19 protein-coding genes are annotated in these 19356 nt (G+C 60.5%); 12 read left to right on the forward strand and 7 right to left on the reverse strand.

All coding sequences use genetic code 11. The features are described from left to right. Positions 1-167: 167 nt before the first annotated feature. Complete coding sequence (locus NKJ67_RS09605; RefSeq protein WP_023809366.1) at positions 168-1025, reverse strand: LysR family transcriptional regulator; 858 nt, start codon at positions 1023-1025, stop codon at positions 168-170. Between the two features lie 134 nt (positions 1026-1159). Between NKJ67_RS09605 and NKJ67_RS09610 the strand changes: the two genes are divergently transcribed. The 6 genes from NKJ67_RS09610 to NKJ67_RS09635 all read left to right on the forward strand — a co-directional run bounded on the left by NKJ67_RS09610 (position 1160) and on the right by NKJ67_RS09635 (position 7973). Beyond that, a complete protein-coding gene (locus NKJ67_RS09610; RefSeq protein WP_127381872.1) occupies positions 1160-2242 on the forward strand; it encodes an amidohydrolase family protein in 1083 nt (360 codons plus the stop codon). 11 nt (positions 2243-2253) lie between these two features. Next, entirely contained in the window at positions 2254-2607 is a 354-nt protein-coding gene (locus tag NKJ67_RS09615) for a Rieske (2Fe-2S) protein (RefSeq protein ID WP_023809364.1), read from the forward strand. Between the two features lie 121 nt (positions 2608-2728). Beyond that, positions 2729-4336 (forward strand): ABC transporter substrate-binding protein, encoded by a 1608-nt coding sequence (locus tag NKJ67_RS09620; RefSeq protein WP_352581194.1) that lies wholly within the window; start codon positions 2729-2731, stop codon positions 4334-4336. An 88-nt stretch (positions 4337-4424) separates the two neighbouring features. Next, positions 4425-5471 (forward strand): ABC transporter permease, encoded by a 1047-nt coding sequence (locus NKJ67_RS09625; RefSeq protein WP_352581195.1) that lies wholly within the window; start codon positions 4425-4427, stop codon positions 5469-5471. Then, a complete protein-coding gene (locus tag NKJ67_RS09630; protein WP_127268722.1) occupies positions 5468-6352 on the forward strand; it encodes an ABC transporter permease in 885 nt (294 codons plus the stop codon). Before NKJ67_RS09625 ends, NKJ67_RS09630 begins: the two co-directional genes overlap by 4 nt. Next, entirely contained in the window at positions 6342-7973 is a 1632-nt protein-coding gene (locus NKJ67_RS09635) for an ABC transporter ATP-binding protein (RefSeq protein WP_352581196.1), read from the forward strand. Before NKJ67_RS09630 ends, NKJ67_RS09635 begins: the two co-directional genes overlap by 11 nt. A gap of 52 nt (positions 7974-8025) precedes the next feature. Here NKJ67_RS09635 and NKJ67_RS09640 read toward each other — a convergent pair whose 3' ends face one another. After that, positions 8026-8589 carry a TetR/AcrR family transcriptional regulator gene (locus NKJ67_RS09640; protein ID WP_127268724.1) on the reverse strand — a complete coding sequence of 188 codons (564 nt, stop codon included), beginning with the start codon at positions 8587-8589 and terminating at the stop codon, positions 8026-8028. Positions 8590-8691: 102 nt separating this feature from the next. On the opposite strand from NKJ67_RS09640, the gene NKJ67_RS09645 reads away from it, so the two are divergent. The 3 genes from NKJ67_RS09645 (at position 8692) to NKJ67_RS09655 (ending at position 11520) form a co-directional block, all read left to right on the forward strand. Beyond that, positions 8692-9507: an oxidoreductase gene (locus tag NKJ67_RS09645; RefSeq protein WP_352581197.1), complete on the forward strand. Its 816-nt coding sequence runs from the start codon at positions 8692-8694 to the stop codon at positions 9505-9507. 85 nt (positions 9508-9592) lie between these two features. Next, on the forward strand, positions 9593-10459 hold the full coding sequence (locus tag NKJ67_RS09650; protein ID WP_352581199.1) for an alpha/beta fold hydrolase: 867 nt from the start codon (positions 9593-9595) through the stop codon (positions 10457-10459). 59 nt (positions 10460-10518) lie between these two features. Further along, complete coding sequence (locus NKJ67_RS09655) at positions 10519-11520, forward strand: NADP-dependent oxidoreductase (protein ID WP_023809356.1); 1002 nt, start codon at positions 10519-10521, stop codon at positions 11518-11520. A 20-nt stretch (positions 11521-11540) separates the two neighbouring features. Here NKJ67_RS09655 and NKJ67_RS09660 read toward each other — a convergent pair whose 3' ends face one another. From NKJ67_RS09660 to NKJ67_RS09670, 3 genes are all read right to left on the reverse strand, one after another. Further along, entirely contained in the window at positions 11541-12014 is a 474-nt protein-coding gene (locus tag NKJ67_RS09660; protein WP_352581246.1) for a VOC family protein, read from the reverse strand. 43 nt (positions 12015-12057) lie between these two features. Continuing rightward, a complete protein-coding gene (locus NKJ67_RS09665) occupies positions 12058-13206 on the reverse strand; it encodes an amidohydrolase (RefSeq protein WP_128305578.1) in 1149 nt (382 codons plus the stop codon). A gap of 162 nt (positions 13207-13368) precedes the next feature. Next, positions 13369-13812 (reverse strand): SRPBCC family protein, encoded by a 444-nt coding sequence (locus NKJ67_RS09670; RefSeq protein ID WP_023809353.1) that lies wholly within the window; start codon positions 13810-13812, stop codon positions 13369-13371. A 441-nt stretch (positions 13813-14253) separates the two neighbouring features. Here NKJ67_RS09670 and NKJ67_RS09675 point away from each other — a divergent pair, with 441 nt between their 5' ends. After that, positions 14254-14397, forward strand: coding sequence for a hypothetical protein (locus NKJ67_RS09675; protein WP_023809352.1), 144 nt, complete (start codon positions 14254-14256; stop codon positions 14395-14397). A gap of 98 nt (positions 14398-14495) precedes the next feature. Here NKJ67_RS09675 and NKJ67_RS09680 read toward each other — a convergent pair whose 3' ends face one another. Then, entirely contained in the window at positions 14496-15188 is a 693-nt protein-coding gene (locus tag NKJ67_RS09680) for a DUF2270 domain-containing protein (RefSeq protein ID WP_352581201.1), read from the reverse strand. A 117-nt stretch (positions 15189-15305) separates the two neighbouring features. On the opposite strand from NKJ67_RS09680, the gene NKJ67_RS09685 reads away from it, so the two are divergent. Then, positions 15306-16034: a gamma-glutamylcyclotransferase gene (locus NKJ67_RS09685; protein ID WP_352581202.1), complete on the forward strand. Its 729-nt coding sequence runs from the start codon at positions 15306-15308 to the stop codon at positions 16032-16034. A 196-nt stretch (positions 16035-16230) separates the two neighbouring features. Beyond that, complete coding sequence (locus NKJ67_RS09690; protein ID WP_023809349.1) at positions 16231-17382, forward strand: acyltransferase family protein; 1152 nt, start codon at positions 16231-16233, stop codon at positions 17380-17382. Here the strand turns inward: NKJ67_RS09690 and NKJ67_RS09695 are convergent. Continuing rightward, positions 17369-19348, reverse strand: coding sequence for a glycoside hydrolase family 127 protein (locus tag NKJ67_RS09695; RefSeq protein WP_352581203.1), 1980 nt, complete (start codon positions 19346-19348; stop codon positions 17369-17371). The genes NKJ67_RS09690 and NKJ67_RS09695 overlap by 14 nt on opposite strands. Positions 19349-19356: the final 8 nt, after the last annotated feature.

Raw genomic sequence — 19356 nt, forward strand, 5'->3', positions numbered from 1 at the left:
TGTGGTTTGTGCCCATTGCCGATGATGCCTCATCGGCAGGAGGTCGGGGGCCCCCAAGGAAACGTGTGCGTTCATCATTCATCTCGGTTCGAAGTCGAACCCAAGATGCCAGTTCCAGGCCCCCCGCAACAGAAGCATCCCTCCCGAGTTATGATCGATTATTTCGATTACATATCCAGTGACATCACGGCAACGTGAAGGGCGCGGATTCCCTTGCGGATGATCGGTTCGTGTTTGCGGCGCGCCAGGATGGCCGTGTGGACCGGCTGATGCAGCGTCGGAGCGCCTTCGACGATGAACGATGGGCGTTCGAGGGCGAACCTGCGCGCATCGTCACTTCTCATATAGCAGGTGCCGCCCGTGCGCCGTAGCATCATCTCCGCCAAGGTTTCCGATCCCATGGAAAGGCGACAGATCGCCAACTCGCCGAGCAATTCGGCATGGGCCTTCTCCAGCAGGACCGTATAGCCCGGACGAATGTAGGTTTCGGGATCGACCTCGGAGAGGGTTCTGGCCACCGTGGAAACCATCACATATTCCTCAACCATCAAATGCTCATAGGAGATTTCGGGTAGGTATCGCGGGGCATAAAGCACTGCAATATCGAGATTTCCCATGCTCAGGTCGCTGACCATCTGGTTTGAATAATCCGACTCGACATGGATCGACGATTTGGGAAGAGCCTGACACAGCGTCTCCACCCAACCCGGCAAAACCGAGCGGGTCATCCCGACCTGCGCGGCGACGCGCAAGGTGCCTTCGAAACGATTGAACGCCCGGACATCGTGGCGAGCCTGCGACCATGTGGACAGCAAGGATCTTGCATAAGCTTCGAACCGGCGCCCTGCGGCGGTCGGCTCCGCCCCGGCGCGTCCGCGCTGGAACAGTTCGGACCCGATTGCGCTCTCGAGGTTCTTGATGCGGGTGCTGATCGTCGACTGGGTCAATCCTAGCCGATCCGCGGTGCGATTGAAGTTTCTCGATTCGATGATGTCGAGAAAGGTCTCGATGTGATCAAGTTGCATGAAATCTCCAATCGAAAAACTCGATCATATTCCACGTATCATAAGCTTGATCAAACAATACTCAAGGCGGAAGCTGCAGCAGATCAACGGCCGGCAGCGCCGCCGGGACGAGATACGGATACGGAGCGGAAGAAGTGTTCATAGTCGACTGCGACTGTCATAATTACTGGTCAAGCGCCACCGTGTTGGAGCCCTATCTCTCCGGCTTGTGGAAAGACATGTTCATCGAGGGCGAGAAAACAGGTCCCGTTGGCGCCTTTCCGCATGGCCATCGGCCCTGGTTCCACCCGCAGGACTTCTCTCGCAAGGACATCCGTCCGAAAACGGAAGCCGACAACTATCTCATCATGAAAGAGAAGCACCTCGACAAATACAAAGTCGACGTGGCGATCCTGACCGGCGATGAGCCTATCGAGGCGTCGACCCTGGCTAACCCTTACTATGCCAGCGCTCTGGTAAGCGCTTACAACGATTATCAGATCGATCAGTGGTTGCCGAAAGACGATCGTTTCATGGGCTCGATCATCATCGCGCCACAGGATCCGAAGCTCGCTGCCGCCGAGATACGCCGTCTTGGCAGTCATCCGCGCATGGTCCAGGTTCTCGCCTCCCAGGGGTCCGTCAAGCCGTATGGCGACCCGTTTTACCATCCGATCTACGAAGCCTGCGCGGAAGTGGGGTTGCCATTCGCCATTCATCTGGGCGGGCATGGCGGCGTGAATTCAACTGCCATTGCTCCCGCCCCGACAACATTCTTCTGGGAAACGCATGCCATTCTGCACATGTCGGCGATGTCGCACGTGGCAAGCATGATCGCCCATGGCGTCTTCGAGAAATGGCCGGACCTCTACTTCGTGATCATCGAATGCGGCGTCGCCTGGGTTCCGTCGGTCCTTTGGCGCCTGGACGCTGATTACAAAGCGCTGCGCAAGGAGACGCCATGGCTGAAGATGCTGCCGTCTGAATATTGCCGGCGCAACATCCGCTTTTCCACGCAGCCGCTGGAGCAGCCTGCAAACATCCAACATCTCTGGTCCACGCTCGAAGCGATGGACGGAGAAAACACGCTGATGTTTGCATCGGATTATCCGCACTGGGATTACGACGATGCCAACACGCTGCAAATCCCTCCTGCCTGGAGGAGCAAGATCATGGGACTGAACGCGCTGGAAGTCTACAAACGCATCCCCCGCGCGCAAGCCGCGAATGCCGCCTGAGGAAGCATACGATGCCCGAGAAGACATATATCTGCCGCGTCGACGAGATCGAAACAGGGTCTCCGTTCATCGCCAAGATCCGCAGCCTTTCGGTCGGGATTTTCCGCATCGGAGATTCATTCCACGCGCTGCTGAATGTCTGTCCGCACCGCGGCGCTCCGCTTTGCGAGGGGCCGCAATGCGGCACAACCGCGCCCGTTGAACAGGCGCAATTCATCTATCATCGCGAAAACGAGATCGTTCGATGCGCCTGGCACGGCTGGGAGTTCGACATCAAGTCAGGCGCGGCCTTGGTCGATCCGTCCGTTCGCGCGCGCACATTTCCAGTCACCGTCGAAGCCGGCGGCATCTACGTGACGGCCTGATTGGCGCAAGCCGATTGGGATTGGAAAAATTCGAAGGAAAGGTGGCGGGAGCCGATAAGCAGATTTGTTCGCCGGTGCTTGACGAGAAATAACGCGGAGAACTCCGCAATGGGAGAGTCAAATGTCAGAATCTGAATACAAGCTTGGTATCGCGCAAAGCCTGATCGGAGGCGGCAAGGTTTCCCGCCGCGACTTCATTCATCTTGGGCTGGCCGCGGGCCTGACCGTTGCCGCCGCCGACCGGCTGTTCGTGAGCACGGCGCGGGCCGAACCAATGCAGGGCGGCTTCGCCAAGCTCGGCATGGCTCATGGCGCGACGACGGATTCGATCGATCCGGCCGGCTACCCCGACACGTTCACACAAACCGCATTTTCGGGCTCGCTGTCCAACAGCCTCACTGAGGTCGACGCCAAAGGCAATGTCCAACCGGACCTCGCCGAGAGCTTTGAAACTTCGGATGGAGCCAAAACCTGGGCCTTCAAGCTGCGCAAAGGCGCAACCTTTCACAACGGCAAGACCGTGACGGCGGATGACGTCGTGACCTCCTTGCAATATCACATGGGCAAGGACACCAAATCGGCGGCGAAATCGCTGTTGGACTCCGTCGCCGACATCAAGGCGGATGGCCCGCAAACGGTGGTTTTCACCCTCAAGAGCGGCAACGCCGATTTCCCTTACATTATGAGTGACTACCATCTGGTCATCATGCCGGCCAAGGATGGCAAGGCGGATTGGGCTTCAGGCGTTCGCACCGGTGCTTTCGTCGTCGAGAATTTCCAGCCCGGCGTTTCGGCCAAGCTCAAGCGCAATCCAAACTACTTCAAGAACGGCAAGCCCTATCTCGATGAGGTGGAGTTCATCGCCATCACGGATCTTGCCGCTCGCATGGCGGCGCTGTCCACGGGGGAGGTGGACTATATCGGCCGCGCCGACCTGAAGACCCTCGGCATGTTGAAACGCAATCCCAAGGTGGAAATCGTCGAGGTCACTGGCTACGGGCACTATACCTTGCCGATGAATGTCACGATGGCGCCATTTGATAATCCGGACGTGCGAATGGCATTGAAATGGGCGATCAATCGCCAAGAAATCGTCGACAAGATCTTTCTTGGCCACGCCACTGTGGCCAACGACAACCCGATCGCGCCGGCCATCAAATTCGCCAAGGATCCGCAACCGCAACACAGCTTCGATCCGGAAAAAGCCAAGCACTACCTGAAAAAGGCCGGAATGGAGAACCTGAAGGTGGACCTCTCGGTCGCCGATGCCGCTTTTGCCGGCGCCGTGGACGCGGCTTCGCTCATTCGCGAAACGGCAGCCCAATGCGGCATCGACGTCAATGTCGTGCGTGAGGCCGAGGACGCTTATTGGGACAATGTCTGGCTGAAGAAACCCTGGTGCGCTTCCTATTGGAGCGGTCGGGCCACGGCCGACTGGATGTTCACGCAAGCCTTCGCCGCCGACTCCAGTTGGAATGAGTCCTTCTGGAAAAATCCCCATTTCAACGAATTGCTTGTCCAGGCGCGCGCCGAGACGGACGAGGCCAAGCGAGCGGCGATGTATGCCGAGATGCAGCAGTTAACCCACGATGACGGCGGCAGCATCGTGCTGGTCTTCAACAATTTCGTCAGCGCCCAATCCAAAAAGCTCGCACACGGTGATGTGGCGCCCAACTGGGAGAACGATGGACTGAAAATGGCCGAACGCTGGTGGATCGCCACGGCATGAGATGGCGGGCCGGAGCCGCGATGGTTTTGAGGCTCCGGTCAGCTGGCTCCGAGTGCAGGGCTGCCGCCCAATGGGAAACGCCACGCACATGAACCCCGTCGCAAGAACGGTCCTGCAGCGCCTTGGCCTCGGCCTGGTCACTTTGTTCATCGTGTCCATCATTATCTTCTCTGCGATCGCAATGCTTCCAGGCGACTTCGCCAAGGCCACGCTAGGGCAATCGGCGACGCCCGAAACGGTCGCCGCGTTCCAGCGGGAAATCGGCATCGATCGTCCGCCTGTCGAGCGCTACTTCGTTTGGGTCGCCCAGATGCTCCACGGCGATTTCGGCTCTTCGTTTGCGAGCCGCACCGGATATCGGCGTACCGTGGCCGAGATCATCGCACCACGCCTCTACAACACGATGTTCCTTGCAGCGGTGACTGCGCTGATAGCTGTTCCTCTGGCCTTGGGGCTTGGCATTCTGGCTGCGCTGTACCGCAACGGCTGGTTCGACCGGCTGGTGAATGTCGCGACACTGACAACCATTTCATTCCCGGAATTTTTCGTCGCCTATATGCTCGCCTACCTGGTGATCTCGCGCGACACGTTCATCGGATCCGATTTCGCTCAAACGCTGCCTCATTGGCTCACTGTCTTGCTGAATTGGGCGCTCAATGCGGTTCCCAAATTTCCGACATTGTCGAATGTGAACGATCAGACGCCATTTTGGGAGCATCTCTGGAAAGTGGCCCTGCCGGCAATCACCCTTACGCTCGTAATCGTGGCCCACATGATGCGCATGACTCGAGCGGCCATCATCAACATGCTGGCAAGCCCCTACATCGATATGGCGCGCCTCAAGGGAATGTCCCCGATGGTGATCGTGCTGAGGCATGCCCTGCCCAATGCCTGGGCTCCGATCGTCACTGTGGTGGCGTTCAACCTGGCGTATCTCATCGTCGGAGTGGTCGTGGTCGAGGTCGTGTTCGTCTACCCCGGCATCGGCCAGCTGATGGTTGACGCGGTGAAATCCAGGGATGTTCCGGTTGTCCAGGCCTGCGCCCTGATTTTCGCCGCGACTTACATCCTTCTCAACCTGCTAGCCGACATTATTTCCGTCGCCACCAATCCCAGGCTCTTGCACCCGCGATGACCAGATCCGAATCTGTCGCGGCGGTTCAAAGGCTGAGGCGCTCGCGTGCCACCCGGGCGAAAACTGCGCTGAAGAAGGCACCGTTCAGCGCATGGTTCGGCATCGTCGTGATCCTCGGCTACGTCTTTGTTGCGGTCTTCGCGCACTGGATAGCCCCATATGGCGAGACGCAGGTTTTCAGCGAAGCCTTCGCGCCGTGGAGCCAGGAGTTCAAATTGGGAACCGATCAGCTCGGCCGCGACATGCTCACCCGCTTGATCTACGGTGCGCGCAACACCATCGCTATCGCGGTCGCGACCACGTTGCTGTCCTTCGCGGTCGGCGTCTCGCTCGGCCTTCTTGCCGCATTGTACAGGGGGTGGCTCGACCAGATATTGTCGCGTGCGGTGGACGTGCTGATGTCAATCCCGAGTCTGATCTTCGCGCTGGTGCTGCTGACGATCTTCGGCTCGTCGATCACGAGCCTGATTGTCATCATTGCGCTTCTGGATTCCACCCGGGTCTTTCGGCTTTCTCGCGCCGTCGGGCTTAACGTGGCGGTGATGGAATATGTCGAGGTGGCACGATTACGCGGCGAGGGACCGAAATGGATCATCGCCAAGGAAATCCTTCCCAATGTCATGCCGCCACTGGTCGCCGAGTTCGGCTTGCGATTCTGCTTCGTGTTCCTGACAGTCGCGGCGCTGTCGTTTCTCGGCGTCGGTATTCAGCCGCCGACGGCCGATTGGGGATCAATGGTGCGCGAGAACGCGACCCTGATCACCTATGGCGATGTCACCCCGCTACTTCCGGCCGGCGCGATTGCTCTCCTTACCGTGTCCGTGAATTTCGTGGTGGACTGGTTCCTGCAAGCAACAAGCGGGTTGCGGGATGAAAAGTAGCGGCCCAGGCCCACGCGAAAAAGGAAAGGATCTGCTTCAAATCCGCAATCTGCATGTGGAGGGGTTCTCGGATGAGCGGTGGCATCCCATTGTCCACGGGGTCGATCTGACGCTGAAGCGGGGCCAGGTTCTTGGGCTGATCGGAGAGTCAGGCGCCGGCAAGTCCACCATTGGCCTTGCCGCAATGGGTTATGCCAAGCCGGGCTGCCGGATCATGCAAGGCTCGGTCCTGTTCGACGGGATTGATCTTCTGGCAGTCAATGAAAAAGGGCGCCGTCGCCTCAGGGGCTCCCGCATTGCCTATGTCGCGCAAAGCGCGGCTGCCTCTTTCAATCCGGCACATCGGCTCTTGGAACAAACCGTCGAAACCGCGGTGGCGCATGGAATTGCCGGCCGGGAAGAGGCGAACCGGAGCGCCGTCGATCTTTATCGACGCCTTCAACTCCCAGAACCGGAGACCATAGGCTTTCGTTATCCTCATCAGGTCTCCGGCGGGCAGTTGCAACGGGCAATGACAGCGATGGCAATGGCTTGTCGTCCGGACCTCATAATATTCGACGAGCCAACAACGGCGCTCGACGTGACCACGCAGGTTGAAGTTCTAGCTTCCATTCGCAACATCGTGGAGGAACTCAGCACCGCTGCAATCTATGTGACGCATGACCTGGCGGTGGTGGCGCAAATGGCGGATCGTATCATGGTTCTGCGCCACGGACGTACCGTGGAGGAGGCAGACACACGCCAGATGCTGGCCTCGCCCAGCCAGGAATATACAAAAACGCTCTGGGCCGTACGCAAGCTCGCCAAGCCCGAAGTTCCAGCCGATGACTATCTGCTGACGATAGACAACGTTACCGCGGCCTATGCAGGAAAGGTCAAGGTGCTCCAGGATGTCTCCATCAAGGTTCCGCGCGGAAGAACCGTGGCTGTGGTCGGCGAATCCGGTTCGGGGAAATCGACGCTCGCTCGAGTCGTCACCGGCCTTTTGCCGCCAATTTCAGGCTCGATTTCTTTTGCCGGCCAGCTTCTTTCCACGGGCCTGAAGACGCGGCCGAAAGAGGTCCTGCGCCGCATACAGATGATTTATCAGATGCCCGACAACGCCCTGAATCCGCGCCAAACGGTCGAAGAAGTCATAGCTCGGCCGCTCGAATTCTACCTCGGCCTTAAGGGTGCGCGGAGGGATCGCCGGATCGGCGAACTTATGCACATGGTCGAGATGAGCGAAGATTTTCTGGAACGCCTGCCTGGCGAGCTGTCGGGTGGCCAAAAACAGCGCGTCTGCATTGCCCGGGCGTTGGCTGCCGATCCGGAGCTTATCATCTGCGACGAGATCACGTCCGCGCTCGACCAGATCGTCCAAGAGGAAATTCTCAAGCTTCTCATACGTCTCCAACGTGAACTCGGAATGAGCTACATCTTCATTACCCATGACATTGCTACGGTGCGCGCGATAGCCGACGAAATCGTCGTCATGCACCGCGGCAAAGTCGTCGAGCAGGGATTGAAGAGCGAAGTTCTCACGCCACCGCACGCGGCCTATACCGAACGGCTTTTGTCCTCTGTTCCGGAAATGAATCCGGACTGGCTGACAAGGCTGCTGGCCAGCCGGAAGATCTGACGGATCGGCTATCCGCGCCCGGCATGTTCCTCACTGTCAGCTTCCTGGAGCGCTAACGCTGCTCGATCAGCGTCTTCGCCGCATCTTTCCCCACCGAGAGGATGCGATCGGACAATTCCGTTCCGCCCACGGCGCGGGCCATTTGCAGCGTGCCGAGGAGCGTTGCGAAGACAGCCAGCGCCACGCCCTCCGGATCCTTGGCCTGCGGTAGCGCTTGCGCCAACTGGCGCACCAAAGCCAGCAGGTGGTCTGTATAGGCTTCACGCGTCTCAGGCGGCTGACGGGCGAGCTCCGGCAGCAGCGCGGCTGACGCGCAGCCCTTTCCGGGATTGTCCCGGTGCTCGGCCGACAGATACGTGCCGATGGCCATCTCCACGCCCGAAGCTAATGCTTCTGCCAGTTGCTGCGCCTGAAGCTCCATCGCCGCCGCCACGCTTTCGCGGACAAGCTGCGCCTTGGATTGAAAGTGCGGATAGAAGGCGCCGTTCGTCAGCCCGGCGTCGCTCATGATGGTCGCCAGTCCGGACGCGGCGATGCCGTCGCCGCGAAAGCGTTCTGCCGCGACCTCCAGGATCCGTCCGCGCGAGGCGTCCTTCCGGCCCTTTTCGTAGCGCATGGCTGCTATTCCTTTCTGCTATTGAATTATGAGTGTAATCTGATATTACGACTGTAATTCAACGGGCGCAAAAAAGCTAGCCCTCATGATTTGGAGCACGAAATGAATGCGAATTCCGGAAAAACCGCTGTTGTGACGGGAGCCTCTTCGGGCATTGGCCGCGCCAGTGCCGAGGCTCTGGCAAAGGCGGGGTTCACTGTCTTCGGAACCAGCCGGCGCAAGGCCGACAACGGCCCGGACGGGGTGACCATGCTGGTTTGCGACGTGACCGACGGTGAGGCCGTTGCCGCACTCGTTTCGACGGTGCTGTCGCAGACCGGCCGGATCGACCTCTTGGTCAACAATGCCGGCGTCGGCCAGCTTGGAGGCGCCGAGGAATTCTCGATTGCACAGGTGCAGGCCTTGTTCGACGTCAATCTGTTCGGCGTCATCCGCATGACCAATGCGGTGCTGCCGTCGATGCGGCGGCGTGGCGAGGGGCGCATCGTCAATATCGGCTCTGTGCTGGGACTGGTGCCGGCGCCGTATTCAGCGCATTATTCGGCGGTCAAGCACGCGCTCGAGGGCTATTCGGAATCGCTCGACCACGAGGTTCGTGCCTTCAATATCCGCGTCTCGGTCATCGAGCCGGCATTCGTTCGCACTGTCTTCGACCAGAACGGGATCCAACCGGATTCGCCGTTGCAGGAATACGATCAGGCTCGAGCTACGCTGGAAGCGCTGCTTCGCGATGTGATGCCCGTAGCCGATCGGCCGGAAGTGGTGGCGCAGGTGGTCGTCAAAGCAGCGACCGATGCCCGTCCGCAACGGCGCTACACCGCCGGCAGGGCAGCGCACCAAGTCAGCCTGCTGCGTCGCTTTGCTCCCCCGGGGATATTCGACAAGAGCCTGCGCAAACAGTTCCGCCTGCCGGTTTGAACAACAGCGAGCAGAGGGTTTTACGCACATGCGACTGGCAACGACAACACGATTGGCCAGCCCCCGCAAGGCGGAGGTGCCAAGCATGACGCATGGGTTCAGGCGGTCGCCCCACTCACGGGCATCATTCCAGGACACGCCAACGCATTCCGTCGATGTCGGCGGCACGGCATTCGTCTATCGGCAGCTCGGACCAAGGACGGGCGTGCCGGTAATCCTGCTGAACCATCTCGGCGCTCAACTGGACAATTTCGATCCACGCATCGTCGATGGCCTCGCCGCGACCCGGTGGGTGATTGCCTTCGACAACAGGGGCGTTGGTGCTTCAGGCGGCAAAACGCCGTCACGCATCGCCGGGATGGCACGGGATGCGGTCGCCTTTGTCCGGGCGCTGGGGTTCGATCAAGTCGATCTCTTCGGTTTCTCACTCGGCGGCTTCGTGGCGCAGGAGATCGTGCTGACCGAACCGAGGCTCGTGCGCAAGCTCATCCTGGCCGGCACCGGGCCGGCCGGCGGCCAAGGCATCGACAAGATGACGCCACTGACGATCGTGGACATGATCAAGGGTGCGCTGACTTTTCGGGATCCGAAATACTATCTGTTTTTCACCAGAACGGTGAATGGGCGCCGCGCCGCGAAGGCGTTCCTGCAGCGGCTGACAGAGCGCAAGGCCGACCGCGACAGGCCGATATCGCTTAGCGCGTTCGGCGCGCAACTCCGGGCGGTGAAGGCTTATGGACTACAGGCGCCGCAAGACTTGAGCGCCATCCGCATCCCTGCGCTGATCGCAAATGGCGATCACGACAGGATGGTGCCGAGCGTCAATACCCACGATCTCGCCCGCCGCATTCCGGGCGCGCAATTGGTGATCTATGCGGATGCCGGCCATGGCGGGGTGTTCCAGAACCACGCGGATTTCGTTCCGAAAGCATTGGCCTTTCTCGAGGCCTGACACCTCTCACCGGGCGGCTTTCGTCCCGAACATCAACAATCTCTCAGAAAGTCACTGCCATGAAGGCATTCGTCGTCGACAAGTATAGTAAGAACGGCACGCTGCGGCTGGCCGAAATGCCGGAGCCGAAACTCGGGGACAGCGATGTCCTTGTCGAGGTCCACGCCGCGGCGGTGAACCTGCTGGATTCCAAGGTCAAAACCGGAGAGTTCAAGCTGATCCTGCCCTATCGCCGACCATTCATCCTGGGTCACGACGTGGCCGGGAGGGTTGTCCGCGTGGGATCGAAAGTCCGCAAGTTCAAACTCGGCGACGACGTCTATGCGCGGCCGCGCGATGGCCGGATCGGGACATTTGCCGAGTTCATAGCCATGGATGAGGCGGATGTGGCGCTGAAGCCCGGGAACCTCAGCATGGAAGAGGCGGCCTCGATCCCGCTGGTCGGCCTGACCGCCTGGCAGGCGCTCATCGAAAGGGCCAACCTGAAGAGGGGACAGAAGGTCTTCATTCAAGCCGGATCCGGCGGCGTGGGGACATTCGCCATCCAACTGGCAAAGCATCTCGGCGCGACCGTTGCGACCACCGCCAGCGCGGCGAGTGCCGGTCTGGTCAAGGGGCTCGGCGCCGATGTCGTCGTCGACTACAAGAAAGACGATTTCGAAAAAGTGCTGTCGGGCTACGACGTCGTCTTGAACAGCCAGGACACAAAGACACTTGAAAAGTCACTGAATGTGCTGAAACCGGGAGGCAAGCTCATCTCCATCTCCGGCCCACCGGATCCCGACTTCGCCAGGGAAAAGGGACTGAACATGGTGCTGAAGCTGGTGCTTCGCCTGCTGAGCCGCGGTATTCGAGCGAGAGCCAAGCGCCGTGGCGTGACGTTCTCGTTTCTCTTCATGTGGGCGCAGGGCGAGCAATTGAGCAAGATCGCATCGCTCATCGAAGCTGGTGCGATCCGCCCGGTTGTCGACCGGGTCTTTCCCTTCGAAGCCGCCAACGAGGCGCTGGCCTATGTCGAAACAGGACGCGCCAAGGGCAAGGTCGTCATCAAGGTCAGATAGCAACTCAGCTGCGATCGAGGTCAGCCGCGCCGGGCTGCATCGATCGCCGCGACGTCGATCTTCGTCATCTCCATCATCGCATCAAAGGCGCGTTTGGCTTCCTCGCCGCCGGCCGCCATGGCCTCGGTCAACGTGCGCGGCGTGATTTGCCAGGACATGCCCCATTTGTCCTTGCACCAGCCGCACGCGCTCTCCTGGCCGCCATTGCCGACGATGGCATTCCAGTAGCGGTCGGTTTCCTGCTGATCGTCGGTGGCGATCTGGAACGAGAAGGCCTCGCTCTGCTTGAATGTGGAGCCGCCGTTCAATCCGATGCAGGGAATGCCGGCAACGGTAAATTCGACCGTCAACACGTCGCCTTTCTTGCCGGACGGAAAGTCGCTCGGCGCACGGTGAACGGCGCCCACCCTGGTGTCGGGAAAGGTCTCCGCGTAGAAGCGAGCCGCAGCCTCGGCGTCCTTGTCGAACCAGAGGCAAATCGTGTTCTTTGGCATCGTTGGCATTGCGTGTTCCTTTCGGTGTTAGAGTTGGCGGAGGTCAGCCCAGCAAATTACGTGCCGTGCGCATGAAGATCCTTGACCCGATCGGGATCAGGTCGTCGGGAAAGTCATAGTCGGGATTGTGCAAGGCAGGGTGCCGCTCGCCTGCACCGAGGAAGAACATCGCAGACTTGGCACTATGGCCGAACAGGCCGAAATCTTCAGAGGCGCGCATCGGCAGGGCTTCTTCGCCGTGCGCGACGCCCTCTTCATCGAGCGCGCGCCGCAGATGCTCCACCGCGTCCGGCGCGTTGACGCTGGCGACGAAGATCTCGTGATAGTCCCAGCGGACGGAAAGGCGATGCTCGCCCGCGATCCTGGCGACCAGTGCTTCGGCAGCAGCGCACAGGTTTGCCATGCGCTCGTCACGCCGGGTGCGCAGCGTTGCCCACACCTCGGCGTGAGCCGGCGCGATGCCGAACACGGCTTCGCCCATCGCGGCATGGGTGACCGTCAGCATGGAGAAGTCGTTATCGGCGAAGGTCCCGCGCCCGAGCGCCGGCAGCGCCGGCATCAGCTCACTGATCGCCAGCATCGGCGAGATGCCGGTCTCCGGCATGGACGAATGGGCGGTCTTGCCTTCCAGCACGATGCGCATGCCGCGTGATGCACAGTTGACCACGCCGGCTTTGAGCCGCACCTCGCCGAACGGCACGCCGGGCAGGTTGTGCAATGAGAAAGCGAAATCCGGCACGATCTCGCCGAAGCGCGGATCGGCGACGACGCCGGCCGCGCCATTGCCGGTTTCCTCCGCCGGCTGGAACATCAGCACGACGCGGCCGCTTGCAGGCCTCTCGCGCCCCAACTGACGGCCAAGGGATGCCAGGATCGCGGTGTGTCCGTCATGGCCGCACATATGCGACTTGCCCGGTACGCGCGACGAATGCGGCACGCCTGAAAGTTCTTCGATAGGCAAGGCATCGAGTTCCGAACGGAACAGCACCGTCGGCCCCGCTTTGCCGCTGTCATATATGGCCGCGACGCCGTGCCCGCCGAGCTGTGTCAGCACCTTGTCCGGCCCCGTATCGGCGAGGAAAGCGACGACCTCTTTTGCGGTCTTCTCCTCTTCATTCGAGATTTCCGGTTGCTGATGCAGCTTGCGCCGCCATTCGGTTAGTTCGACAATGTCTCGATTGGTCAAAGTCATGCTTTTTCAGCCTCCGCTGCACTCTTCATTTCATTGACACGTCCAGTCACAGGGGGTGTCAAACGCAATGATGAATTGCTAGCGATAAAGGGCAGTTCCCGCCACAGTCCAAGTTCGGGCTTCGGCAGGCCAGAAACGACCGTTCTCCCAGCCACTCTCAGCCTATTGATTGATCTCGGGCTCGACGAGCTTTGCCAGATTTCTGAGCGACTCCTGCCAGCCGAGATAGCAGGCCTCGACCGGAATGACGTCCGGAATGCCCGCCTGGGTGATGTCGATTTCAGTGCCGACCGACACTTTTTTCAAGACCACGGTCACTCGTATCTCGCCGGGCAGGTTGGGATCGTCGAACCTGTCGGTGTAAAGCAGGCGCTCGCCCGGAACGAGTTCGAGATACTCGCCGCCGAAGGAGTGGCTGTCGCCGGTGGTGAAATTGCGGAACGACATCTTGAACGTGCCTCCGACCTTTGCCTCGAAATTATGGACCGTGCAGGTGAAGCCGTTTGGCGGAAGCCACTTGGCCAGCGCGTCCGCTTCAACGAAGGCGCGATAGACCTTTTCCGGGCTGGTCGTCAGAACGCGGTGCAAACGTACGGTGCCGGGCATTGCTGGATCCTTTCATGAATGCCTGTTCGATACCCCAAGGACGGACGAAGGCTAGCCAGTCCGACATTGGTTTGCGAATTTTTTGGGTTTGCGAATTTTTTGAGGGCGCACGGCCTGCGTCACCCACAGGCATGCCGTTCGACCCCGCGCCTGTCGGGCGAGGCGGCGGACGAACTGCACCGGCTCTGGAGCTGGCGTTCACCTGCTAAATCGGGTTCCTGAGCCATCTTGTTGTTCAGGCGCGGTTTTACCGATTGACGCGAACGGCCGCGCGTCGCGGCCAATGCTTCGAACGGGCTAAATAGGGCAGCGCGTCTTTGCCGTCCAAGTGCCGATCATTAGAATTTGCCTCTGATCAGAGTTGATTTCCTATCAGGCCGTTAATGCGGCCATGCTTTTAATAAGCATTTGCTAATAAATCCTCCGAACCTGAGGCAAGCAATGACCAAGAATCTCGGCAATGCACGTCATACGCCAGCGAAGGACCAGCAGGTCTCCCTTCTTGGCAAAGCCGCGCCGGCACTTTTTCCGCTGGTCGTGGCGGCACTGGGCTACATGATTGGCAAGCAGTTCTTCGGCATCTAGCCGCGAAGACAGGGTCTTCCGTTCCCCAAACGTCCCGGCGGATGTCAACGCCGCGGGGCGCCGTTGACATTGCAGCGGCGTGTCGCCGGACATCAACGTCAAACATGGACGTCGCCAAAGGACAGTTCGCCGTCGTCATCGGCCGTGAAAAAGACGATGGCAAGCAACCCGACATAGAATGCGGCCACAACAACCACGATCGCCACACCGGGAACGGGGCCAAGGGCGGCGCTGTCTAGGGCCTCGCGAAGCGAGCCGGCAAAGCCGGCCCTGACACCCACGGTTTGAAGGCTGGGTGTGGATATCTTGAGCACCCAGGCCAGCAACAGGATCAGAAACAGATAGATGTAATTTCGCCGCAGCCGACGGGCTAGCGCGACGCGCTGCGACAGCAGGAATTTCGGCGCGCGCAGGCCTTCGCCGACGATGAGCACCCAGTCCGAGGCGAAGTCGGGCTGTGGGGAAAAGATCTGGGCGAAATAGTGGCGTTCGAACTGGCGTACGCGCGCCCGATAGAAATCGAAGAACCGATAGCGGCGCGCCTCGATCCACAGCAGCAGCAGGATCAGCAGCATGGCGAACAGCAGCACGCCGTGATGCGCACTGGCCGTCGACAGCGATACCGAAAGCAGCGCCGCCACCACCGTGATTGCCCAGTTGGTTGTCCTGTCCAGCCGGTCGCGCCATCCTGCCATGCGAGCGATCTCGGCGCGGTGGAAATGGGACAGCGTGTTGACGCGCTCCGCCGATGAAAGGACGGGGCCAGCGGGCTTTGCCGACGCGTCGTTCATGGCATCCTCCGGCAAGGAACAGAACAGTTTGCCGGCAACATCGTTCCAAGACGGCTGCACGGCCCTTGAGAATCCTTCAGCCTTCGGCAACATGGCGGTAGGGCTGGGAGCGCGAAGATGAGCAAGGCTATTTCCACCGCATCATCGAGGGTCCCGCGCAACACGCCGATGGCGCTGACCGAGGATCTCATCGCGCGCACCATACGTGCTGTCGAGGATGCCGGGCCGACGCCGGGCATGGTTCACATGACCGATGCCGACTATGCGCGCATCCGCGACGAGGTGCTGGCCGGCGCTCCGGCCGGGCCGCTGAAACTATTTGCCTATGGCTCGCTGTTGTGGAAGCCCGCCGGCGAGGTGAGGGGCGGAGAACGCGCGGTGGCCAGCGGCTGGCATCGTTCGTTCTGCTTCACGGTGCAGCGTTTTCGCGGCACGGTCGAGCAGCCCGGCCTGATGATGGCGCTCGATCGCGGCGGCCAGTGCCAGGGCATGGTGTTCGAGATCGCGGAGCCGGTGGCGGCTAACCTCGAAGCGCTGCTGCGCCGCGAAATGACCATCCTGCCCGCCGTCAACGTGCCGCGCTGGCTGCAGGTCAGGACCGAAGGCGGCCCATGTCGCGCGCTTGGCTTCGTCGTCGATCCCGCCAATCCGCGTTATGCCGGCAAGCTCGACAAGCAGGCGATCGCGGCGACGCTGGTGACAGCCGCCGGTCATTGGGGCTCGGGTGCGGAATATCTGTTCGAGACCATCCGCCACCTCGAAGCCTGCGGTATCCGCGACCGCAATCTTTGGGCGTTGCAGGAATTGGTGGCCGTGGAGATCGGGCTGACCGTCGCCCAGAAGTGATCCGCCCAGAAGTGATCCGCTCAGACGCGGCACGCTTCAGTCGTGTTTGGCCCCGGATGTTTGCAGGCCACAGCACTTTTCGAAGCAAATCTCTGATTTCGGAAGTCTCCGCAATGAGGGTTTAATGAATTGAAAACAGTTCTGGCCCAACGATGACCTGAACACCGGCGCAGGAAACGGTGCGCGTGGGCAAATCATGAAATCCTCGACCGGAGAGCATTACCCAGCGCTGGATCATGTTCGTGGCCTGGCGGCCTTTCTTGTCTTTTCCTGGCATTTCCTTCATGCGTCTCCTGAAGGCCCGGTGCCTTATGACTTCGTGCCGGCTCTTCCCCTCTTCAGCGTTCTGGATGAAGGGCATACTGGCGTTTCCCTGTTCATGGCGCTTTCCGGGTACCTGTTCGCCAAGCTGCTCGATGGAAAGCAGATCAACTATCTGCCCTTCTTTGCCAACAGGGCCCTCAGGCTGCTTCCGCTTCTGCTGGTCGTGATATGTATCGAGGCTTGCCGCAGGTACCTGGCCGGACAGTCCCTCGACGGGTATTTCACGGGCGTCGGATTGGGGTTTCTTTTTCCCACCCTCCCGAATGGCGGCTGGTCGGTAACGATCGAAGCGCACTTCTACCTGTTGCTGCCGTTCTTGCTGATGGCATCCAGGCGGTTTGTGTTCGCGCCCTTGCTGTTCATCGCGGCAGCCATTGTGCTGAGGTCCGTCCTGTATGTGCAGATCGGCGAAGTGCAGTCGGCGGCGTCCGTAACCATCATAGGCCATGCGGATCAGTTCCTGGCCGGCATTCTTGCCTTCCACCTGCGTGCCCACGCGAAGAACCAACACTGGCTGGCGCTGGCCGTTCTCATGGCTTTTTCGGGGTTCTTCTGGTGGTTCGATGCAGCCGGCGGATTTTACCAACTGGGCCGCTATCCGTCGCCTCATTGGATATGGATCATCCTGCCGACCCTGGAGGCGGCAGCCTATTCATTCGGCATCGCCTACTACGACACGAGCTTTTCGAAAAAGCGAACAAGCCCGCCGTTCAGGATACTGGAGAAGGCGGGGGCCTACAGCTATTCGATCTATCTTCTGCACCTGTTCTTCGTCATGCAATTGGCGGCGTTCATAGACACGAATGTCATGAGCATCAGCAATTTCTACGTCGCATGCCTCTGGTCCGCATTGTGCTTCGTGGCGACGATCCCGATCGGCTATCTCAGCTACACCTGCGTCGAGGCGCCATTCCTGCGCCTGCGTCTGCGCTATATGGACCGAAAGCCCGAAACTGCGGCATCGACCGCGGCTGAGCTTGGATCGGTCATCGCCCATAGACCGACCTCGTTCAGCCGTCCCTGAGCCACACCAGCATTTCGCCGGGCTCGCGGTTGTCCCAGGCGAAATAGGGAATGGCGGTCAGGCGCGTCTCGGCGGTGGTCGGCGGCTCGGGCCTGTAGAGCCCGTCCTGCCAGCCGTCGGGGACATCGGCAAGTGCCGCGGTCGACAGCGTCACCACACCGCCGAGAAGTTCCGGCCGGTGCTGCGCTTCGATGGTGGCCGTCCGCGGCAGCGTCAGGCGATGCGGCTGGCTGTCATTGTCTGATGCCTCGACGCAATAAATCAGCGGACCGCGCGACAGCGCGACGCGGCCCGCATCCTGGCGCACCTGCGGGTTGGCATAGAGCCGCTCGATCGGCATTTCGAGATCGAGCCGGACATCATCGCCCTTCGTCCATGTTCGCTTGATCGCGGCGTAGCCGTCGCTGGTGATCTCAGCCGGCTTGATGGCCTCGCCGTTCACCTTCAACTGGGCACTGGCGCTCCAGGCGGGAATGCGCAGGTGCAAGGTAAATTCGACCGGCGCCTGCGGCTCGAGCGTGATCTCGACGGCGCCGTCCCAGGGATAGCGGCTTGCCTGCGTCAAGCTCACCGGTGTGCCTGATATGTCGAAGCGAGCTGTCGAGTCGCCATAGAGGTGGATGGCCAACGCATCGTCGGCCAGGCTGTAGAAATAGCTGCCGATCGAGGCGACCATGCGCCCGATATTGGGTGGGCAGCACGGGCAGCGGTGCCATTTCCACCTGTTGTGCTTGCCCCGGCTTTCCAATGGATTCTCGTAGAAAAACAGCGAGCCGTCGAGCGACAGGCCCGAGATCGAACCGTTGTAGAGGGCGCGTTCCATCATGTCGGCGTAGCGCGCGTTCGGCCCCATGCCGAGCATGCGGCTGGCCCAGAACACCAGGCCCACCGCTGCACAGGTCTCGGCATAGGCGCTCTCGTTGGGCAGGTCGTAGTCGCTGGTGAACCCCTCATTGTGCGCCGATGGTCCCAGTCCGCCGGTGATATAGAGGCTCTTGGTGGTGAGATCGTCCCACAGAAGGTCGAGTGCCGACCGCAGCGTGTCGTCGCCATATTCAGTGGCGATGTCGGCCATGCCCGAATAGAGGTACATCGCTCTGACCGCATGGCCGACGACCTTGTGCTGTTCGCGCACCGGGATGTGCGACTGGCTGTATTCATAGGTCTTGAAATGATAGGCCTTCGGGTCGGCGCCGCGGGCGCGGGCCTCCTCGTCGAAATAATGTGGCTGCTGCCCGCGCTGGTCGATGAAGTATTTGGCCAGCTCCATGTATTTCCGCTCGCCGGTCACCCGCGCCAGCTTGACCAGTGCCAGCTCGATCTCCTCATGACCGCAATAGCCCTTCTTCTTGCCGGGCTCGGGGCCGAGCACCGACGCGATATGGTCGGCATAGCGGCACATGATATCGAGCAGCTTGCGTTTTCCCGTCGCCTGGTAATAGGCGACCGCGCCCTCGATCAGGTGGCCGGCGCAATAGAGCTCGTGGCAGTCGCGCAGATTGGTCCAGCGCTTGCCGGGCTGGATGCGCTGATACCAGCTCGAGAGATAGCCGTCCTCCTGCTGCAGCTTGCCATACATTTCGATGACGGCATCGATCTTCTTCTCCAGTTCGGGGTTTTTGCGCCGGTAAAGCGAATAGGCCGCGGTCTCGATCGTCTTGCCGAGATCGGAATCCCAGAACATCTGCGTGGTCACCGTCGATCCGGTGAATTCCGCGCCCTGGCGATCGGCTTCGTCGGGAGAGGGCGAGTGAAAGGGGATGACTATGCCGGGCGAGGGGCGGTCCGGATCGATCTGCTCCAGCATGCGGGCCTCGACGCAGCGCTCGTAGAGGATGTCGGCGGTGCGTGTGGCGACAGCGTCGGCGCGGTCGCCCCAGAAGCCGTGCACGTCGACCTGCGGCACCGGCAGAGGGCGGAAGGCGAGCTTTGGGTTTCCGGTTTTTGCGGATGGCGATGCGGTCATGAACTCAC

This window comes from Mesorhizobium sp. M0088, from assembly GCF_040322895.1.
Lineage (GTDB): Bacteria > Pseudomonadota > Alphaproteobacteria > Rhizobiales > Rhizobiaceae > Mesorhizobium.

Excerpts from the sequence above, each read along its gene's own strand:
- NKJ67_RS09620 (WP_352581194.1), top strand. The coding sequence starts at position 2,729 with ATGTCAGAATCTGAATACAAGCTTGGTATCGCGCAAAGCCTGATCGGA.
- NKJ67_RS09660 (WP_352581246.1), bottom strand. The coding sequence starts at position 12,014 with ATGCCAAAGAACACGATTTGCCTCTGGTTCGACAAGGACGCCGAGGCT.
- NKJ67_RS09650 (WP_352581199.1), top strand. The coding sequence starts at position 9,593 with ATGACGCATGGGTTCAGGCGGTCGCCCCACTCACGGGCATCATTCCAG.
- NKJ67_RS09605 (WP_023809366.1), bottom strand. The coding sequence starts at position 1,025 with ATGCAACTTGATCACATCGAGACCTTTCTCGACATCATCGAATCGAGA.
- NKJ67_RS09695 (WP_352581203.1), bottom strand. The coding sequence starts at position 19,348 with ATGACCGCATCGCCATCCGCAAAAACCGGAAACCCAAAGCTCGCCTTC.
- NKJ67_RS09630 (WP_127268722.1), top strand. The coding sequence starts at position 5,468 with ATGACCAGATCCGAATCTGTCGCGGCGGTTCAAAGGCTGAGGCGCTCG.
- NKJ67_RS09635 (WP_352581196.1), top strand. The coding sequence starts at position 6,342 with ATGAAAAGTAGCGGCCCAGGCCCACGCGAAAAAGGAAAGGATCTGCTT.
- NKJ67_RS09640 (WP_127268724.1), bottom strand. The coding sequence starts at position 8,589 with ATGCGCTACGAAAAGGGCCGGAAGGACGCCTCGCGCGGACGGATCCTG.
- NKJ67_RS09615 (WP_023809364.1), top strand. The coding sequence starts at position 2,254 with ATGCCCGAGAAGACATATATCTGCCGCGTCGACGAGATCGAAACAGGG.
- NKJ67_RS09690 (WP_023809349.1), top strand. The coding sequence starts at position 16,231 with ATGAAATCCTCGACCGGAGAGCATTACCCAGCGCTGGATCATGTTCGT.
- NKJ67_RS09675 (WP_023809352.1), top strand. The coding sequence starts at position 14,254 with ATGACCAAGAATCTCGGCAATGCACGTCATACGCCAGCGAAGGACCAG.
- NKJ67_RS09645 (WP_352581197.1), top strand. The coding sequence starts at position 8,692 with ATGAATGCGAATTCCGGAAAAACCGCTGTTGTGACGGGAGCCTCTTCG.
- NKJ67_RS09670 (WP_023809353.1), bottom strand. The coding sequence starts at position 13,812 with ATGCCCGGCACCGTACGTTTGCACCGCGTTCTGACGACCAGCCCGGAA.
- NKJ67_RS09685 (WP_352581202.1), top strand. The coding sequence starts at position 15,306 with ATGAGCAAGGCTATTTCCACCGCATCATCGAGGGTCCCGCGCAACACG.
- NKJ67_RS09680 (WP_352581201.1), bottom strand. The coding sequence starts at position 15,188 with ATGAACGACGCGTCGGCAAAGCCCGCTGGCCCCGTCCTTTCATCGGCG.
- NKJ67_RS09665 (WP_128305578.1), bottom strand. The coding sequence starts at position 13,206 with ATGACTTTGACCAATCGAGACATTGTCGAACTAACCGAATGGCGGCGC.
- NKJ67_RS09625 (WP_352581195.1), top strand. The coding sequence starts at position 4,425 with ATGAACCCCGTCGCAAGAACGGTCCTGCAGCGCCTTGGCCTCGGCCTG.
- NKJ67_RS09655 (WP_023809356.1), top strand. The coding sequence starts at position 10,519 with ATGAAGGCATTCGTCGTCGACAAGTATAGTAAGAACGGCACGCTGCGG.